A 15,168-nucleotide genomic window follows, 5' to 3' on the forward strand; every position below is an offset into this window, starting at 1 on the left:
TCCTGTCACTCTTCACTATCTAAGCCGGGAACCAAATCGGGTTCGGATCCCGCCCTGCCGGCTCCCAATTTGGTGAACCGGGGGTCTGACTCCATGTCGTCACTGATGTCGTCGATGACGTCGACGTCGGGCAGCAGCGGCGCCAACGCGGGCAGGTCCGCCAGCGAGGCGAGACCGAGCCGCTCGAGGAAAAGCTCCGTCGTCGAGTACGTCGTCGCGTTGGTCTCGGAGTCCACACCGGCCTCCGAGATCAGTCCGCGGGCGAGCAGGGTTCGCATGACGCCGTCCACATTGACGCCACGAACCGCACTCACCCGAGCACGGGTCAAAGGTTGACGGTACGCAACAACTGCCAAGGTTTCCAAAGCCGCGCGTGTGAGCTTCGACCTAGCGCCGTCGAGAAGCAGCCGCTCGACGTACGGCGCGTACTGGTTTCTGGTGTAGAAACGCCAGCCGTCACCGGCGTACCTGAGATCGATCCCGCTGCGCCGTTCGGTCAGTGCTGCGGACATCCGGCGCAGCGTCGCATCTACCCGGTCGGCGGAGTCGTCGACCGCGGACGCGAGCGCCTCGTTGCTCGCGGGCGAGTCCACGACCAGCAGCAACGACTCCAGCGCCGACTCCAGCTCGTCGTCCTCGAGCCGGTCGTCCTGGTCGAGGGCGCCCTCGTCGTCGAGCCTCGGCGCCTGATCGAGCTCGCTCATCCGTAATCCTCCGCACTCACCAGCGTCTGCCCGTCCGCGTCGACGTCGCCGGTCCAGCTGACCATCAGTTCGCCGAGTGGCTCCGGCTGCTCGAACGCGACCGCCCGCTCGCGGTAGAGCTCGAGCAACGCCAGAAATCTTGCCACGATCTGCACCGTCAGGTCGCACCCGGCGATCAGGTCGCCGAACGTCGCCCAATTCCCCTGGCCGCGCTGCTTGAGCAGGTCGAGCACCATCGACGCCTGCTCCGGCACCGAGACCGTCGGGGCGTGCAGGTGATCGAGACCCACGGTCGGCACCGGCCGCGGCGCGAAGGCGGTGGCCGCGATCTCCGCGAACCGGCGGGGGTCGACTCCGAGCAGGACCTCGGGCAGCAGCCCGGCGAACTGGTCCTCCAGGGACACCGAACGCGGATAGCGCCGCAGCGCCGCCGCCTCCAGTTCGGCGAACAGCATCGCGACCTGCTTGTACGCCTTGTACTGCAGGAGCCGCGCGAACAGCAGGTCCCTGGCCTCCAGCAACGCCAGGTCCTCGGCGTCCTCGACGTCGCCGGAGGGCAACAGCCGGGCGGCCTTGAGGTCGAGCAGGGTGGCCGCGACCACGAGGAACTCGGTCGTCTGGTCGAGGCTCATCTCGCTGCCCAGCGACCTGGTGTACGCGATGAACTCGTCGGTGACCTGGTGCAGCGCCACCTCGGTGACGTCGAGCTTGCGCTGGCTGATCAGCGTCAACAGCAGGTCGAACGGCCCCTCGAAATTGCGCAGCTTCAGCCGGAAACCCGGTTCGACCGCGGTCTCCGGTGCGATCGCCTGCGGTTCCTCGATGGGTGTGTCGTCCGCCGTCCCCTCGGCGACTGGTTCCGCTTGCGGAACCTCGGCCACTCGCTCGGCCTCGTCGGTGTCCATCTACCGTCCGGACCGGTGGATCACCTCACGGGCAAGCGCCCGATAGGCCTCCGCGCCGCCCGACTTCGGTGCCCAGGTGGTGATGGGCTCGCCCGCGACACTGGTCTCGGGGAACCGCACCGTCCGGTTCACCACCGTGTCGTAGACAATATCGCCGAACACCTCGACGAGCCTGGCCATGACCTCGCGAGAGTGCAGGGTCCTGGCGTCGAACATCGTCACCACGATCCCCGACAGCGACAGCTTGGGGTTCAGGCGCTCGTGCACCTTCTCCACCGTGTCGTTGAGCAGCGCCAGCCCGCGGAGGCTGAAGTACTCGCACTCCATCGGGATGATCACGCCCTCGGCGCAGGCCAGCGCGTTGACGGTGAGCAGCCCGAGCGAGGGCTGGCAGTCGATGAGGATGTAGTCGTAGCGGTCGAGCACCGGGTACAGCACACGTCCGAGCGTCTGCTCGCGGCCCACCTCGGTGACCAGCTGGATCTCGGCGGCGGACAGGTCGATGTTGCTGGGCAGCAGGTCCAGGTTCTCCACCCGCGTGCGCATCAGCACCTCGTCGATCGAGACCCGCGGCTCGACCAGCAGGTTGTGCACCGTCAGTTCGAGGTCGTGGTGCGCGACGCCGAGGCCGGCGGACAGCGCTCCCTGCGGGTCGAGATCGACGAGCAGTACCCGTCGGCCGTACTCGGCCAGGGCTGCGCCCAGGTTGATCGTGGACGTCGTCTTGCCGACGCCACCCTTCTGGTTGCACATCGCGATGATCTGGGCGGGACCGTGATCGGTCACCGGCGTGGGATCGGGTACCTCGCGAAGAGGTCGGCCGGTTGGACCGAGGGCCTGCTCGGCGGGTGCTGCACCGTTTCCCTCGGTGCGATCGGTTTGTGGACGGGTAGGCGGTTCCGGCTTCCGGGTGTAGAAGTAGGCACCCTGACGCTCAGACTCCGCCGCTGGCGGCTGCGGTGTCACCACGGTCTGCTGCTCCCCTGTCTGTCGTCCCTGATGGACAAACGCTACCGCCTGGCGGGTGGCGTTCGGTCAACGGACACGCGGGGCACGACGATGGGCTCGATCGTGCACGGCCCTGAACAGGCACGATGAGCGATCGCGACCGCGGCCCCGGCTCATCCACCCGCGGCCTCATCGGGCGCGCCGGGCTCCCCCTGCGCGGATCGACGCGTCGCGTCGGCCAGCACCTGCGGGCCGGTGACGAGCGCCCGCCGCCACGGCGCGACACCGTCGATCTCGATCTCGATCGACAGGCTCAGGACGGTCCGGATCAGCACGATCATCCCGAGCACGGCGACATCCGTCAGCGAGGGTACGGAGGTGACGGTCTTGACGATGTCCGCCGCGACGAGCAACTCCAGACCGAGCAGGATCGCTCCGCCCAGCGACTCCCGCAGGCTCTTGAACGCGCGAGCGCCGTCGCCTGTCCGCTTCCAGGTTCGCGCCGCGAGAAAGAACGCGAAGGCGAAGCCCACCACCATCGACAGGACGCCGAGCACCTCGAACCATTCCGTCACCAGTTCGAAGAATCGGACCGTATCCATTCCCGCCCCCTTCACAACGCCCGTGGATGTGCGCCCGCCCAGACCTCGCGAAGCGCCCCGACGGTCACGAGGGTGTAGATCTGCGTCGTCGTCACCGATGCGTGGCCGAGCAGCTCCTGCACCACCCGGATGTCGGCGCCGCCGTCGAGCAGGTGGGTCGCGAACGAGTGCCGCAGCGTGTGCGGGGACACCCCTTCGGCGATCCCGATCCGATCGGCCGCGCTGCGCAGCACCTGCCACGCGCTCTGCCGGGACAGGCGCCCGCCCCGGATGTTCAGGAACACCGCGGGTCCACCGCGTATCGCATGCACAGCGCGCCCACGCACCAGGTATGCCTCGAGGGCGGCGATCGCGGGCCTGCCGATCGGCACCACCCGTTCCTTGCCGCCCTTACCGCGCAGCAACACCGCGCGGTCGACCGCGTCGATGTCGTCGATGTCCAGTCCGACCGCCTCCGAGATGCGGGCGCCCGTGGAGTAGAGGAGCTCGAGCAGTGCCCGATCGCGCAGGGCCCGCGGCTGATCGGCCGCGTCGGGGCCGCCGGTGGCCTCGAGCAACGCCAGCACCTGATCCACGGGCAGCGACTTCGGCAGCTGCTGGCCGGGCGCGTGCGGCTTGACGTCGCGCGCGACGTCCACCGCCGTGATGCCCTCCGCGGTGGCGAACTTGTGCAGCCCGCGGACCGCGATCAGCGCCCGCGCCGTCGAGCTCGGGGCCAGCGGCGGGAGCTCCGCCGCCGGATCGCCCTTGCGCAATGCGACGACGAACCCGCTGATCTCCCGTTCCCGCACCGTGGCCAGGTCATCGATCCCCCGCTCGGCAAGGTACCGCTGGTAGCGGATCAGGTCACGCCGATAGGAACTGAGGGTGTTCGCCGCCACCCCGCGTTCGACCGCGAGATGGTCGAGGTACGTCTCCACCTGGTCGGCGAGCACGCCTAAACCCCATCGATGTTCGCTTCGCGGGCTTCGCTCGGGCCGCCGTGCCTGCGCCGCGACATCGCCACCGGACGATCGAGCCAGTCCGAATCCGCCGGCCGCCCCGTCACATCCGGGCCGCCGTCGCGGGCCCTTGCGGCGGCGAGCGCGAGGATCCCGGACAGCGCCGTCGCGTTCACGATCTCCCCCGACAGCGCCCGGCCGACCGCCTCGTCGACCGGGACGCGATCGACCTCGAGGTCGGCCTCCTCGTCGGTCGGGGTCGGCTGGTGCACGTCGGTGAGCCCGGTCGCGAGGAACACCCGCACCACCTCGTCGGTGAACCCCGGCGAGACCGCGACGTCCACCAGCACCGACCACCGCTCGGCGGCGAGGCCCGTCTCCTCGGCCAGCTCGCGCCGCGCCGCGTCGACGGGGTCCTCGTCCGCCTCGTCGAGCAGCCCGGCGGGGAGTTCCCAGACTCGCCTGCCCAGCGGGTGCCGGTACTGGTTGATGAGGATCAGCCGGTCCCGCTCGTCGACGGCCACGACGGCGACAGCACCGTAGTGCTCCACCACCTCGCGGTCCGCCGCGCGGCCGCCGGGCATGGCCACCCGGTCGACCCGCAACGTGATGATGCCGCCCTCGTACACGGTTCGCGTGTCGAGGGTGTCGAACTCGTGCTCTCCCGGCCTGCTCATCGTGGACCGGTGGGTCAGCGCACGATCGGCGAGTCGACCGACTCGACGTCGTCCTCCGCGGACCCGAGAGCGTCCTCGGGGTGCACGTCCACCTCGAGCCGCTCCGCGGCCTTGTACTTGAGCGCCGCGCCGATGAACGCCGCGAACAGCGGGTGCGGCCGGGTCGGACGGCTCTTGAGCTCCGGGTGTGCCTGCGTCGCAACGAAGAACGGGTGCTTGTCGGCGGGCAGCTCGACGAACTCGACGAGGTGTCCGTCCGGCGAGGTGCCGCTGAACTTCAAGCCGCTCTTCGCGATCCGGTCCCGGTACGCGTTGTTGACCTCGTAGCGGTGCCGGTGGCGCTCGGAGACGTTCTCGGAGCCGTACGCCCGCGCGACGACCGAACCCTTCTCCAGGACCGCCGGGTAGGCACCCAGGCGCATGGTCCCGCCGAGATCGGCCTCACCCGCGACGATCTCCTCCTGATCGGCCATCGTGGAGATCACGGGATGCTTGGTTTCCGGCTCGAACTCCGCGGAGTTCGCGTCGTCGAGGCCAACCGACCGGGCGGCCTCGATGACCACGGCCTGCAGCCCGAGGCACAGGCCCAGCAGCGGGATCCCGCGGGTGCGGGCGAACCGGATGGCTCCGAGCTTGCCCTCGATGCCGCGGATACCGAATCCACCGGGGATCAGCACCGCGTCGACCTCGCCGAGCTTCTCCTGTGCGCCCGCCTCGGTCTCGCAGGCATCGGAGGGCACCCAGTCGATCTCGACCTTGGCGCGGTGCGCGAACCCGCCGGCCCGCAGCGCCTCGGTCACCGAGAGGTACGCGTCCGGCAGGTCGACGTACTTGCCGACCAGCGCGATCCGGACCGACTCGCGCGGCTCGTGCACGCGCTTGAGCAGTGCGCCCCACACGGTCCAGTCGACGTCCCGGAAGGGCAGACCCAGCTTGCGCACGACGTAGGCGTCGAGGCCCTCGCGGTGCAGCACCTTCGGGATGTCGTAGATGGACGGCGCGTCGGGCGTCGAGATGCAGGCGTCGACGTCGACGTCGCACATCAGCGCGATCTTCGACTTCAGCGGCTGCGGCACGTCGCGGTCGCAGCGCAGGATCAGCGCGTCCGGCTGGATACCGATGTTCCGCAGCGCCGCCACCGAGTGCTGGGTCGGCTTGGTCTTGAGCTCACCGGAGGGGCCGAGGTACGGCACCAGCGAGACGTGCAGGAAGAAGACGTTGTCCCGGCCGATGTCGTGCCGGACCTGTCGCGCGGCCTCCAGGAAGGGCTGCGACTCGATGTCGCCGACGGTGCCACCGATCTCGGTGATCACCACGTCCGGGCTCTGACCCTCGGCGTCCGGACCGCTCATGGCGAGGATCCGGCTCTTGATCTCGTCGGTGATGTGCGGGATCACCTGGACCGTGTCGCCCAGGTATTCACCGCGCCGCTCCTTGGCGATGACCGACGAATAGACCTGGCCGGTGGTGACATTGGCGATCCCGGACAGATCCCGGTCCAGGAAGCGCTCGTAGTGCCCGACGTCCAGATCGGTTTCCGCGCCGTCCTCGGTGACGAACACCTCACCGTGCTGGAACGGGTTCATGGTGCCCGGATCGACGTTGAGATACGGGTCCAGTTTCTGCATGGTCACCCGCAATCCGCGGGCGGTGAGCAGCTGCCCGAGGCTCGACGCCGTCAGACCCTTGCCGAGCGACGAGGCAACGCCCCCGCTGACGAAGATGTGCTTGGTGGCGGTACGCGATTGACTGCGTGAAAGTGGCAAAAGAGCTCCCGTGACGACCTTGCAGGGCTTGGCTAATGGTAGAGCTGGGGCCTGCCGACCCACGGGACTTCACGGTAACACCAACGCGCCGGTTTATCCGCATGGCACGCCGCGAACCGCTGGTCATCGCCCCGTGGGCCGGACATTTGCTGTGACCTCAGCCGACCGGAGCGCCGACTGTGATCGCCGTCGCGTTCGGCCCGGTGCCGTACCGGCCGGCCTGCCCCGCGAGCTGTTCCTGGAGACCGAGGGCGGTGGTGATGCGGCCCGCTTCCCTGTCCACGTTGTCGACGGTGGTCACACCCGACGACAGCGCCGTGTCGGACCGGACCACGGCGATCGGGCCGTTGCCCGCCGCCGCGCCCGGCCTGCCCGCCAGCACGGTGCCCGCGCCGCGGGAGTCCATCGCACCGGCGAACCGCGCGATGATCGCGCCCCGGTTGCCACCCTCGGACCCGTCCGGGGCCTTACCGGAACCGGTGAGCACGAGCGCGAGCTGGGCCGGCTTGACCGTGCCGTTGTCGTAGGCGATGAAGCCGCCGGACCGGAGCGTCTCGAGCGCGAGCGCCAGCTCCTCGGGGGTGCTCTGCGGCTGCGCGCTCTGGGCGTTCAGCAGCAGCACCGAGCCGAGCAGATCGCCCGCCAGGCTGCCCTGGTCGACCGCACCGGTCCTGAGCTGGACCCCGGCCGGGATCACGTTGGTGATGGTGGTCCGCAGCTGATCGCCGTTGGCGGCGTCGACGAACGAATCGGTCAGCGAGACCCGGCCGGTGACGGTCCCACCCGCAGCGCCGATCATCCTGGAGACGCCCTCGAGATCGCCCGGGTCGGCGTCCGGCGAGGTCACCAGGATCACCGTGCGCTGGGCGAGGGCATCGTGCACCACCCGGCCGGACACGGCGGCGTCGAACCCGTCCGCGGAGTTGAGCTGCTGTTCGAGCTGGTTGTTCGTTTCCTGCAAGGCGTTGACCTGGCCCTGCAGCTCCGACTTGTCGTCGCGGAGCCCGGACAACAGACCACCGGAGAGGGTGCCCGAACCGAGCACCACCCCGACGGCCAACGCCAGGAAGATCGCCGCTATCGAGATAGCGTGTTGACGCATAGAGATCACGTGAACAGTCCCTGCACCCACGTCGCGAAGCTGTTCCAGGTCGCGATGGCCCAGTCGAGGGCCTCACCGCCGATGTTCGAGACGACCAACGCGACGATCACCGCCGTCAGTGCGGCCAGCACGAGCAGCGCGATGGCGCCGCCCGAGACGCGGCTGCGGTACAGCGTCGCGACCGCCTTCGCGTCGACCAGCTTGGGTCCGACCTTGAGCCTGGTCATGAAGGCCGCGGGGTTGCTCTCCCGCCGGCCCCGATCGAAGAACTCGTCCAACGAGACGGTGCTGCCGACGGTGACGATCAGCGAGGCGCCGTGATGGTCCGCGAGCAGCAGGGCCAGATCCGCCGGCGCCCCGGAGGCCGGGAAGGTCATCGCACCGATCCCGAGGTCCTGGATCCGTTCGAGGCCCTTCGCGTGGCCGTCCGGGTCCGCGGGCAGGACGACCTCGGCACCGGACTTGAGGGTGGCGCTGCTGATGTCCTCCGGGTCGCCGACGATCAGATCCGGGCGGTAGCCGGCATCGGCCAACGCGTCCGCGCCCGCGCCGACGCCGATGAGGATCGGCGAGTATTCCTTGATGAACGGCTTGAGGTTCTTCAGATCGGCGACGTGGTCGGTTCCGTCGGCGACCACCACCACGTGCCGGTCCTGCAGGTCGACGTCGATGTCGGGCACCCCGACCCCGTCGATGAGCAGTGGACTCTCGGTTCTGATGAACTCGATGGTGTTGCCGGAGAAGGCCTCCAGGTGATCGACCAGTCCGGTCTTCGCCTCGATCATGAGGTCGGAGATCTCGGCCTCGCTCTGCTCGACGCCCTTGGCGAGCCTGCGCTCACCGGCGTAGACGCCGCCCTCGTTGAGGCGGACCTTGGCCCCGTCCTTGACCTTCTTGAAGACCTCGTCGCCGACGGAGTCGATCAGCGTGATCCCGTTCGCGACGATGACTTCGGGTCCGAGGTTGGGGTAGCGACCGGATATGGACGGTGACACGTTGACGACCGCGAGCACCCCGGCCTCCACCAACGCGTCGGCGGTGATCCGGTCCAGATCCAGTTCGTCGAGGACCACGATGTCGCCTGGGCCGACGCGACGCAACAGCTTCGTCGTGTCTCGGTCGACCCGGGCGATGCCGCTGATCCCCGGCAACGATTCGGTGTTTCGTGACAACAGGGACGGCATTTTCATGCCCTCGATGATGACCCCGACGAGGCCCGGACCAGCGGAGGCGCGCCGACCCGAGCTGTCAGGAGGCAAACGGAGCGGCGTCCGACGGAGCTGACAGGGGTCGACCCCGCGCCTATTCGGTGCGCGCGGCCTTCGCCGTCGCCAACAGCTCCTCGGCGTGCGCGCGACCGGTCTGGGTGTTGTCGAGACCCGCCAGCATCCGGGCCAGCTCCACCACGCGCTCCTCCTCCGTCAGGGTCCGTACCCCGCTGTCGGCGCCCTTGCGGCCGTCGACCTTGTCCACGACCAGGTGGGTGTCGGCGAACGCGGCCACCTGCGGCAGGTGCGTCACCACGATCACCTGGTGGGTACGCGCGAGGCGCGCCAGGCGCCTGCCGATCTCCACCGCGGCGCGGCCGCCGACACCGGCGTCGACCTCGTCGAAGACCATGGTCGCGCTGCCCTCGGCCCCGGCGAGCACCACCTCGAGGGCGAGCATCACGCGCGACAGTTCGCCGCCCGAGGCGCTCTTGCTGATCGGGAGGGCATGTGCCCCGCTGTGCGCGGCGAGCCGGAACTCCACCTCGTCGACCCCCGCGGACCCGGCGTGCAGCTCGCGACCGTCCACCGTCAGCGGAGCGGCGTCCTGCGCGCCCGCCACGAGCGGTTGCACGGTGACCTCCAGCCGGGCCTTGCCCATCGCGAGACCACCGAGTTCGGTGGTCACCGCCTTGCCGAGCTTGACCGCGTACTTCGTCCTGGCCTGACTCAGCGCGGTGGCCGCGCCGGCCACCGCGGCCGCACAGTCGTCCACCCGGGCCGCCAGCGACGCCAGCGCCTCGGCGGAGACGTCGATCTTGGACAACCGCTCGCGGGCCTGGTCGGCCCACTCCAGCACCCCGTCGACGTCGGCCGCGTACTTCCTGGTCAGCGTCTTGAGCTCGGCCTGACGGTTCAGCAGGGTGTCGAGCGCATCCGGATCCGACGGCAGGTCCGCCAGATAGCCGGTGAGGTCGGACGTGACGTCCGACACGACCGCGATGGCCTCGGCCAGTCGCGGGCCGAGCGCGGTCAGCGCCGGGTCGTCGGAGGACTCGATCCGGGCACGCGCCTCCCCCAGCAGGTCAAGCGCGCCGACGCCGTCGGCGCCGCCGTCGCCGCCGTCGATGCCATCGCCCTCGGCCGACCCGCCGAGCATGGCGACCTGCGCATCGGCCGCCGCAGACCGCAGCGAATCGAGGTCGCTCAGGCGCCGAACGTCGGCGACGATCGCGAGGTCCTCGCCCGGCTGGGGGGCCACCGCGGCGATCTCGTTGAGCCCGAACTCGAGCCGGTCGACCTCCTGCGCCAGCTCCCTACTGCTGCGAGTGCGCTCGGCGAGCTCGTCGCGGGCCTCGATCCACTCCGCGCGCAGGGACCGGTACTTGTCGAGTAGGGACCCGATCGGCGCGCCGCCGAACTCGTCGAGGGCCTGACGCTGCTGATCGGGGCGCTGCAGCCGGAGCTGGTCGTTCTGGCCGTGCACCGTAAGGAGCGGGCCGGTCAGCTCGGACAGTGCCCCTGCGGGCACGCTCCGTCCACCCAGGTGTGCACGGGAGCGGCCGTCGCTGCCGACGGTGCGCAGCGCGATGATCGTGCCGTCCTCGTCCCGCTCGGCGCCGGTCGACTCGAGCAACCGGTCCACCTCGGCGACCACCCGGGCCGACGCGTTTGCGGTGGAGAACCTGCCCTCCACCACGGCGCGGTCGGCGCCGAGCCGAACCCGGCCCGCGTCGGCGCGGGCACCGCTGAGCAGGTGCAGGCTGGTGACCACCATCGTCTTGCCCGCACCGGTCTCACCGGTGAGGACCGTCAGCCCCTCGTGGAACTGCGCCGCCGCCTTCGAGATGACACCGAGACCGTCGATCCGGATTTCAGCGAGCACTGGTGTTGCCCCCTTCGCCGTCGGCCCTTCGTCCCCGCCAACCCTTGACCGGGAGCTCGAACTTGCGCACCATCCGGTCCGCGAACGGTGCGGAGTCGAGCCGGATCCACTTCACCGGCTCCCGGCCCCGGACCACCTCCACCCGGCCGCCTGCCGGGAGGTTCATGGTGCGGCTGCCGTCGCAGAAGACGAGTCCGTTGTGGCCGCCGGCGAAGGTCTCGACCGCGATCAGCGATTCGGGGCTGGTCACCAGCGGCCGCGCGAACAACGCGTGCGCATTGCTCGGGATCACCAGCAGCGCCTCGAGTTCCGGCCACACCACGGGACCGCCCGCGGAGAACGCGTAGGCGGTCGAACCGGTCGGCGTCGCGACGAGCACACCGTCGCAGCCGAACGACGAGACGGGGCGGCCGTCCACCTCGAGGACAACCTCGAGCACGCCGAGCCGGGACACGTTCTCGATGCTGGCCTCGTTCAGCGCCCACCCGCGGTCGATGATCTCGTCGTCCACCCGGACGATCACGTCGAGCGTCATCCGGTGCTCGACGCGATACTCGCGCCGGACCACCATCGCGAGCGCCTCCTCGAGATGCTCCGCCTCGGTCTCGGCGAGGAACCCGATCCGGCCGAGATTGATGCCGAGCACCGGAATCGATGCGGCCCTTGCCAGTTCGGCTCCCCGCAGGAACGTGCCGTCGCCACCGAGGACCAGCACCAACTCGCAACCGACCGCGGCAGACGGACCGGGCTCGACGACGCGCAACGCGAGGTCGGGCAGGCGGAAGGAATCGTGGTCGTGCGCCGCGGTGGGATCTGTCCGGTCGGCCTCCGTCGCCAGCACCCGCAATCCGATGCCGGCCTTCTCGAAGATCTTGGCCACCCGCATCGCGGTGGCGGTGATCTCGGCCCTGCCGGTGTGGGCGACGACCAGGATCTCGCGGCTCGGCGACGGCGTCGCCGGTTCCGGGTTCACTGGGGCCCCTCCTGCACCGCTCGCTCGATGACCTCACGCACCGAATCCACCCCTGGTTCGGCCTGCTTCCTCAGCCACAAGAAGTATTCGACGTTGCCCGACGGACCGGGCAGGGGGCTGGCCACCGCCCCCAGGGTCCGGAGTCCGAGCGCGTCCGCGGCCTCGGCGACCTCGACGACGGCCTCGATCCGGAGGGCGGGATCACGCACGACGCCGCCGGAACCGACCCGGTCCTTACCGACCTCGAACTGCGGTTTCACCATCGGCACCAGGTCGGCGCCGTCGGCGGCGCAGCGGACGAACGCGGGCAGGACGAGCTTGAGCGAGATGAACGACAGGTCCGCGACCACCACCTCGACCGGTCCCCCGGTCTGCTCGGGCTCCAGCGAACGCACGTTGGTCCGGTCCACGACGGTGACGCGGTCGTCGGACTGCAGCCGCCACACCAACTGCCCGTACCCGACGTCGACGGCGACCACCTCGCGGGCGCCGCGACTGAGCAGGACATCGGTGAATCCGCCGGTGGACGCACCGGCGTCGAGGCACCGCTTGCCGTCGACGGAGAGTCCGGAGGGTTCGAACGCCTCGAGCGCGCCGAGGATCTTGTGTGCGCCGCGCGAGGCCCACGAGACCTCGTCGATCTCCTCGGTCACCAGCAGCGGGGTTCCCGCCTCGACCGCGGTCGCGGCCTTGACCGCCACGGTCCCCGCGATGAGGACCCGGCCGGCCCCGATCAGCTGGGCCGCGTGTTCTCTTGATCGGGCCAATCCCCGCCGAACCAGCTCGGCGTCGACCCGTGCGCGCCGAGCCACCTCAGATCTTGTCCACTGTGGCGAGCGCATGCACCAGGACCTCGTGCGCCTGCTCGAGGAGCTGGGCCTGTCCCGGGATCCGGCCGTGACCGTTCGCATCGTCGTCCGCAGGCCCCACCGAGTCCAGGCGCGCCAGGAGCCCGTCCACCTCGGCGTGGATGCGGTCGGGGTCGACGGTGGTCGGCGGTCCGGGAAGGTGCTGCCCGGGGCGTGGCATTGGCGTACTCATCGGGGCCAACGCTAGCCGATTCGAGGCCCGCACGCCCACACCGCGACACGGCGAAAACCCGCCCGCGGCGTCGCTCCCCGGATCAACCGACGAGGTCCGCCACAGCCGCCGCGGCGACCGGGTCCTCGGCCCGGAGGCCGTCGAACTCGGGTCCGGTCCAGGCCGCGTCCAGGACCGATCGAACGACGTCGAGCCGGTCAGCGCTGGAGCCGGCATCGCAGGACACGACCAGGTCGGAGTCCTCGCGGCGCACGCTCACCCCCGGGTGGGAGCCGATGCTCAACCGCTCGGCGGGCAGGTCGAGCTCGGCCAGCCGGGACGCCAGATAGGTGGGCCGGTACGACTCGGGCGCGCGCAGCAGGTCCGCGACGGAGCTGACGCCGCTGAGCACCAGCAGCGAGTCCACCCCGACCGCGTTCGCGCCCGCGATGTCAGTGTCGATCCGGTCGCCCACCACCAACGGTCGCTCGGAACCGCTGCGCCGGAGGGCATCGTCCATCAACGGACGGGCAGGCTTGCCCGCCACCAGTGGTTCGCGGCCGGTCGCGGCGCGCACCGCCGCCACCATCGCGCCGTTGCCCGGGCACAACCCACGTTCGGTTGGCAGCGTGGTGTCGACATTCGAGGCCACCCAGAGCGCGCCCGCGCGAATCGCCAGTGTGGCCTCCGCGAGGATCGCCCAGCCGGTCTCCGTGGAGTGCCCCTGAACGACGGCCACCGGGTTCTCGTCGAACCGCCGGACGGGCCTCAGCCCGACCAGACGAACCTCCTCGGCGAGCGCCTCGGTGCCGACGACCAGGACGGACGACCCCGGCTCGAGGCCCTCCGCGAGCAACCTCGCGGCGGATTGCGAACTCGTCACCACCTCCGATTCGGCGGTGGGAAACCCGAGTTCACGCAGGTGCTGCGCGACCGCGAGCGGGCTGCGGCTCGCGTTGTTCGTGACGTAGAACAGCCGTGCAGACCCGCCGACGAGCGCCTCCCTGGCCCCGGGAATCGCGTGTGCGCCCTGGTACACGGTTCCGTCGAGGTCCAGCAGCAGCACATCGTGCAGGTCACGCAGTGACGGCGGGGTCCCCACCGTCACTGGTCGCCGGAGAGTTCGGCCACCCGATCCTCTGCGTCCGTGTCGCCCTCGTGATCGGCGGCCGCGGAGTTGAGGAACCACTTGAGGCCGTCCTCGACGCGGCCGGCCGCCACCAGGGCGTCGGCGTACGCGTAGAACAGGCGGGCCGCGGTCGGGCCATCCTTGGCGGCATCGAGTTCCGGCGTCTGCAGGGTCACCACGGCCTGATCGAACTGGCCGAGATCCATCCGGGCGCCCGCGACCACGATGCGGAGCTCCGTCGCCTCGTCGCCGGACAGGGTCCTGGCCTCGTCGCTCCGTCCGAGCTCGATCGCCCGCTCGGGCCGGCCGAGGCCGCGTTCACAGTCGGCCATGACGGCGAGCAGACCGGGTCCGCCTGCCATCCGCCGTGCGGCACGCAGCTCGGAGAGGGCCTCGGCCCACTCACCCGCGTGATACGCGGTGATGCCCGCGGTCTCCCTGACCACCGCGACACGGCCGGCCCGCTGACGGGCCGCACGCGCGTGCGCCAATGCGAGGCGCGGGTCGTCGTCGATCAACTTGCCTGCCATCACCAAGTGACGGGCCACCGCATTGGCGTTCGACTTGTCGAGGCTCAGCAGGTCCCGACGAACGGCCGGGTCGAGCTCGCCCGCCTGAACGTCTTCGGGCAGATCCGGTTCTTCAGGTCGCGGGGCACGTCGCTCGGCGTGCGCTCCACCGTCGCGCGGGGGCGGCCCGAAGCTGCCCTCTCCGCCACGACGCCTCGGCGGACCGTCGCCGCGCCGTTCCGGCCGGCCTCCGCCGCTGCCGCCACGGGCTCCGCCGCCGGTGTTGCCGCGGGGGCCATCGCCTCTCCCGCCGCGGGGGCCGCCTGCGCCTGCGCCACGGTTGTCCCCCGACCGACTGCGGTCAGAACCGCCGCTCCCATACGAACGACGGCCTTCGTTGTTGTCCGACACAGCATCTCCTTTCAGACAACACACGCTATGCAGAAAAAACACGAAAGGGGACCCAGTATATTGGGTCCCCTTTCGGTAACGGATGTTCGGCGGTGTCCTACTCTCCCACACCCTGTCGAGTGCAGTACCATCGGCGCTGGAGGGCTTAGCTTCCGGGTTCGGAATGGGTCCGGGCGTTTCCCCTCCGCTATGGCCGCCGTAACTCTATGAAACTGTCACACATTCAATTCCCCCGCCCGAATCATCAACCCGAAGGGTGATGTTGGGGGTGAATGGTATCTGTGTGTTGTTTCAGATACCGCACAGTGGACGCGTAGCTTCTTTGTGGTAAGTCCTCGGCCTATTAGTACCAGTCACCTGCACACGTTACCGTGCTTCCAGTTCTGGC

General features: G+C 69.9%; 15 protein-coding genes and 1 rRNA gene. All 16 read right to left on the reverse strand.

The features are described 5' to 3' along the window. Positions 1 to 5 precede the first annotated feature (5 nt). The 16 genes from scpB to rrf all read right to left on the reverse strand — a co-directional run bounded on the left by scpB (position 6) and on the right by rrf (position 14,981). A complete protein-coding gene (scpB, locus tag FCG67_RS11395) occupies positions 6 to 704 on the reverse strand; it encodes an SMC-Scp complex subunit ScpB (RefSeq protein ID WP_136909823.1) in 699 nt (232 codons plus the stop codon). Next, on the reverse strand, positions 701 to 1,609 hold the full coding sequence (locus FCG67_RS11400) for a segregation and condensation protein A (protein ID WP_136909825.1): 909 nt from the start codon (positions 1,607 to 1,609) through the stop codon (positions 701 to 703). The genes scpB and FCG67_RS11400 overlap by 4 nt, the downstream gene beginning before the upstream one ends. Then, entirely contained in the window at positions 1,610 to 2,578 is a 969-nt protein-coding gene (locus tag FCG67_RS11405) for a ParA family protein (RefSeq protein WP_136909827.1), read from the reverse strand. It lies immediately after the preceding gene. 152 nt (positions 2,579 to 2,730) lie between these two features. Next, positions 2,731 to 3,159 (reverse strand): DUF1622 domain-containing protein, encoded by a 429-nt coding sequence (locus tag FCG67_RS11410; RefSeq protein WP_136909829.1) that lies wholly within the window; start codon positions 3,157 to 3,159, stop codon positions 2,731 to 2,733. A gap of 11 nt (positions 3,160 to 3,170) precedes the next feature. Beyond that, positions 3,171 to 4,094, reverse strand: coding sequence for a site-specific tyrosine recombinase XerD (locus FCG67_RS11415; RefSeq protein ID WP_136909830.1), 924 nt, complete (start codon positions 4,092 to 4,094; stop codon positions 3,171 to 3,173). Positions 4,095 to 4,096: 2 nt separating this feature from the next. Next, on the reverse strand, positions 4,097 to 4,777 hold the full coding sequence (locus FCG67_RS11420) for an NUDIX domain-containing protein (RefSeq protein ID WP_136909832.1): 681 nt from the start codon (positions 4,775 to 4,777) through the stop codon (positions 4,097 to 4,099). 14 nt (positions 4,778 to 4,791) lie between these two features. Beyond that, positions 4,792 to 6,543 (reverse strand): CTP synthase, encoded by a 1,752-nt coding sequence (locus tag FCG67_RS11425; RefSeq protein WP_136909834.1) that lies wholly within the window; start codon positions 6,541 to 6,543, stop codon positions 4,792 to 4,794. Positions 6,544 to 6,700: 157 nt separating this feature from the next. Continuing rightward, positions 6,701 to 7,654 (reverse strand): copper transporter, encoded by a 954-nt coding sequence (locus FCG67_RS11430; protein ID WP_136909836.1) that lies wholly within the window; start codon positions 7,652 to 7,654, stop codon positions 6,701 to 6,703. Beyond that, positions 7,651 to 8,835 carry a putative cytokinetic ring protein SteA gene (gene steA / locus FCG67_RS11435; protein ID WP_136909838.1) on the reverse strand — a complete coding sequence of 395 codons (1,185 nt, stop codon included), beginning with the start codon at positions 8,833 to 8,835 and terminating at the stop codon, positions 7,651 to 7,653. The genes FCG67_RS11430 and steA overlap by 4 nt, the downstream gene beginning before the upstream one ends. Positions 8,836 to 8,947: 112 nt before the next feature. Continuing rightward, entirely contained in the window at positions 8,948 to 10,738 is a 1,791-nt protein-coding gene (recN, locus tag FCG67_RS11440) for a DNA repair protein RecN (protein WP_136909840.1), read from the reverse strand. Then, positions 10,728 to 11,711, reverse strand: coding sequence for an NAD kinase (locus FCG67_RS11445; protein WP_136909842.1), 984 nt, complete (start codon positions 11,709 to 11,711; stop codon positions 10,728 to 10,730). The genes recN and FCG67_RS11445 overlap by 11 nt, the downstream gene beginning before the upstream one ends. Then, positions 11,708 to 12,523, reverse strand: coding sequence for a TlyA family RNA methyltransferase (locus FCG67_RS11450; RefSeq protein WP_136909845.1), 816 nt, complete (start codon positions 12,521 to 12,523; stop codon positions 11,708 to 11,710). The genes FCG67_RS11445 and FCG67_RS11450 overlap by 4 nt, the downstream gene beginning before the upstream one ends. A gap of 1 nt (position 12,524) precedes the next feature. Further along, positions 12,525 to 12,752, reverse strand: coding sequence for a hypothetical protein (locus tag FCG67_RS11455; RefSeq protein WP_136909847.1), 228 nt, complete (start codon positions 12,750 to 12,752; stop codon positions 12,525 to 12,527). Between the two features lie 82 nt (positions 12,753 to 12,834). Further along, the gene (locus FCG67_RS11460; RefSeq protein WP_136909849.1) at positions 12,835 to 13,839 is read right to left on the reverse strand and encodes an HAD-IIA family hydrolase; all 1,005 of its coding nucleotides are present in this window, start codon (positions 13,837 to 13,839) and stop codon (positions 12,835 to 12,837) included. Continuing rightward, positions 13,836 to 14,780 (reverse strand): tetratricopeptide repeat protein, encoded by a 945-nt coding sequence (locus FCG67_RS11465; protein WP_097213396.1) that lies wholly within the window; start codon positions 14,778 to 14,780, stop codon positions 13,836 to 13,838. Before FCG67_RS11465 ends, FCG67_RS11460 begins: the two co-directional genes overlap by 4 nt. Before the next feature lie 84 nt (positions 14,781 to 14,864). Further along, positions 14,865 to 14,981 (reverse strand): 5S ribosomal RNA (gene rrf, locus FCG67_RS11470). Between the last annotated feature and the right edge of the window lie 187 nt (positions 14,982 to 15,168).

It is taken from the genome of Rhodococcus oryzae (assembly GCF_005049235.1).
GTDB classification, from domain to species: domain Bacteria; phylum Actinomycetota; class Actinomycetes; order Mycobacteriales; family Mycobacteriaceae; genus Rhodococcus_G; species Rhodococcus_G oryzae.

What these genes read in the sequence shown, in the direction of transcription:
- FCG67_RS11400 (WP_136909825.1), bottom strand. Translation starts at nt 1,609, where the DNA reads ATGGACACCGACGAGGCCGAGCGAGTGGCCGAGGTTCCGCAAGCGGAA.
- FCG67_RS11410 (WP_136909829.1), bottom strand. Translation starts at nt 3,159, where the DNA reads ATGGATACGGTCCGATTCTTCGAACTGGTGACGGAATGGTTCGAGGTG.
- FCG67_RS11455 (WP_136909847.1), bottom strand. Translation starts at nt 12,752, where the DNA reads ATGAGTACGCCAATGCCACGCCCCGGGCAGCACCTTCCCGGACCGCCG.
- steA (WP_136909838.1), bottom strand. Translation starts at nt 8,835, where the DNA reads ATGAAAATGCCGTCCCTGTTGTCACGAAACACCGAATCGTTGCCGGGG.
- scpB (WP_136909823.1), bottom strand. Translation starts at nt 704, where the DNA reads ATGAGCGAGCTCGATCAGGCGCCGAGGCTCGACGACGAGGGCGCCCTC.
- FCG67_RS11420 (WP_136909832.1), bottom strand. Translation starts at nt 4,777, where the DNA reads ATGAGCAGGCCGGGAGAGCACGAGTTCGACACCCTCGACACGCGAACC.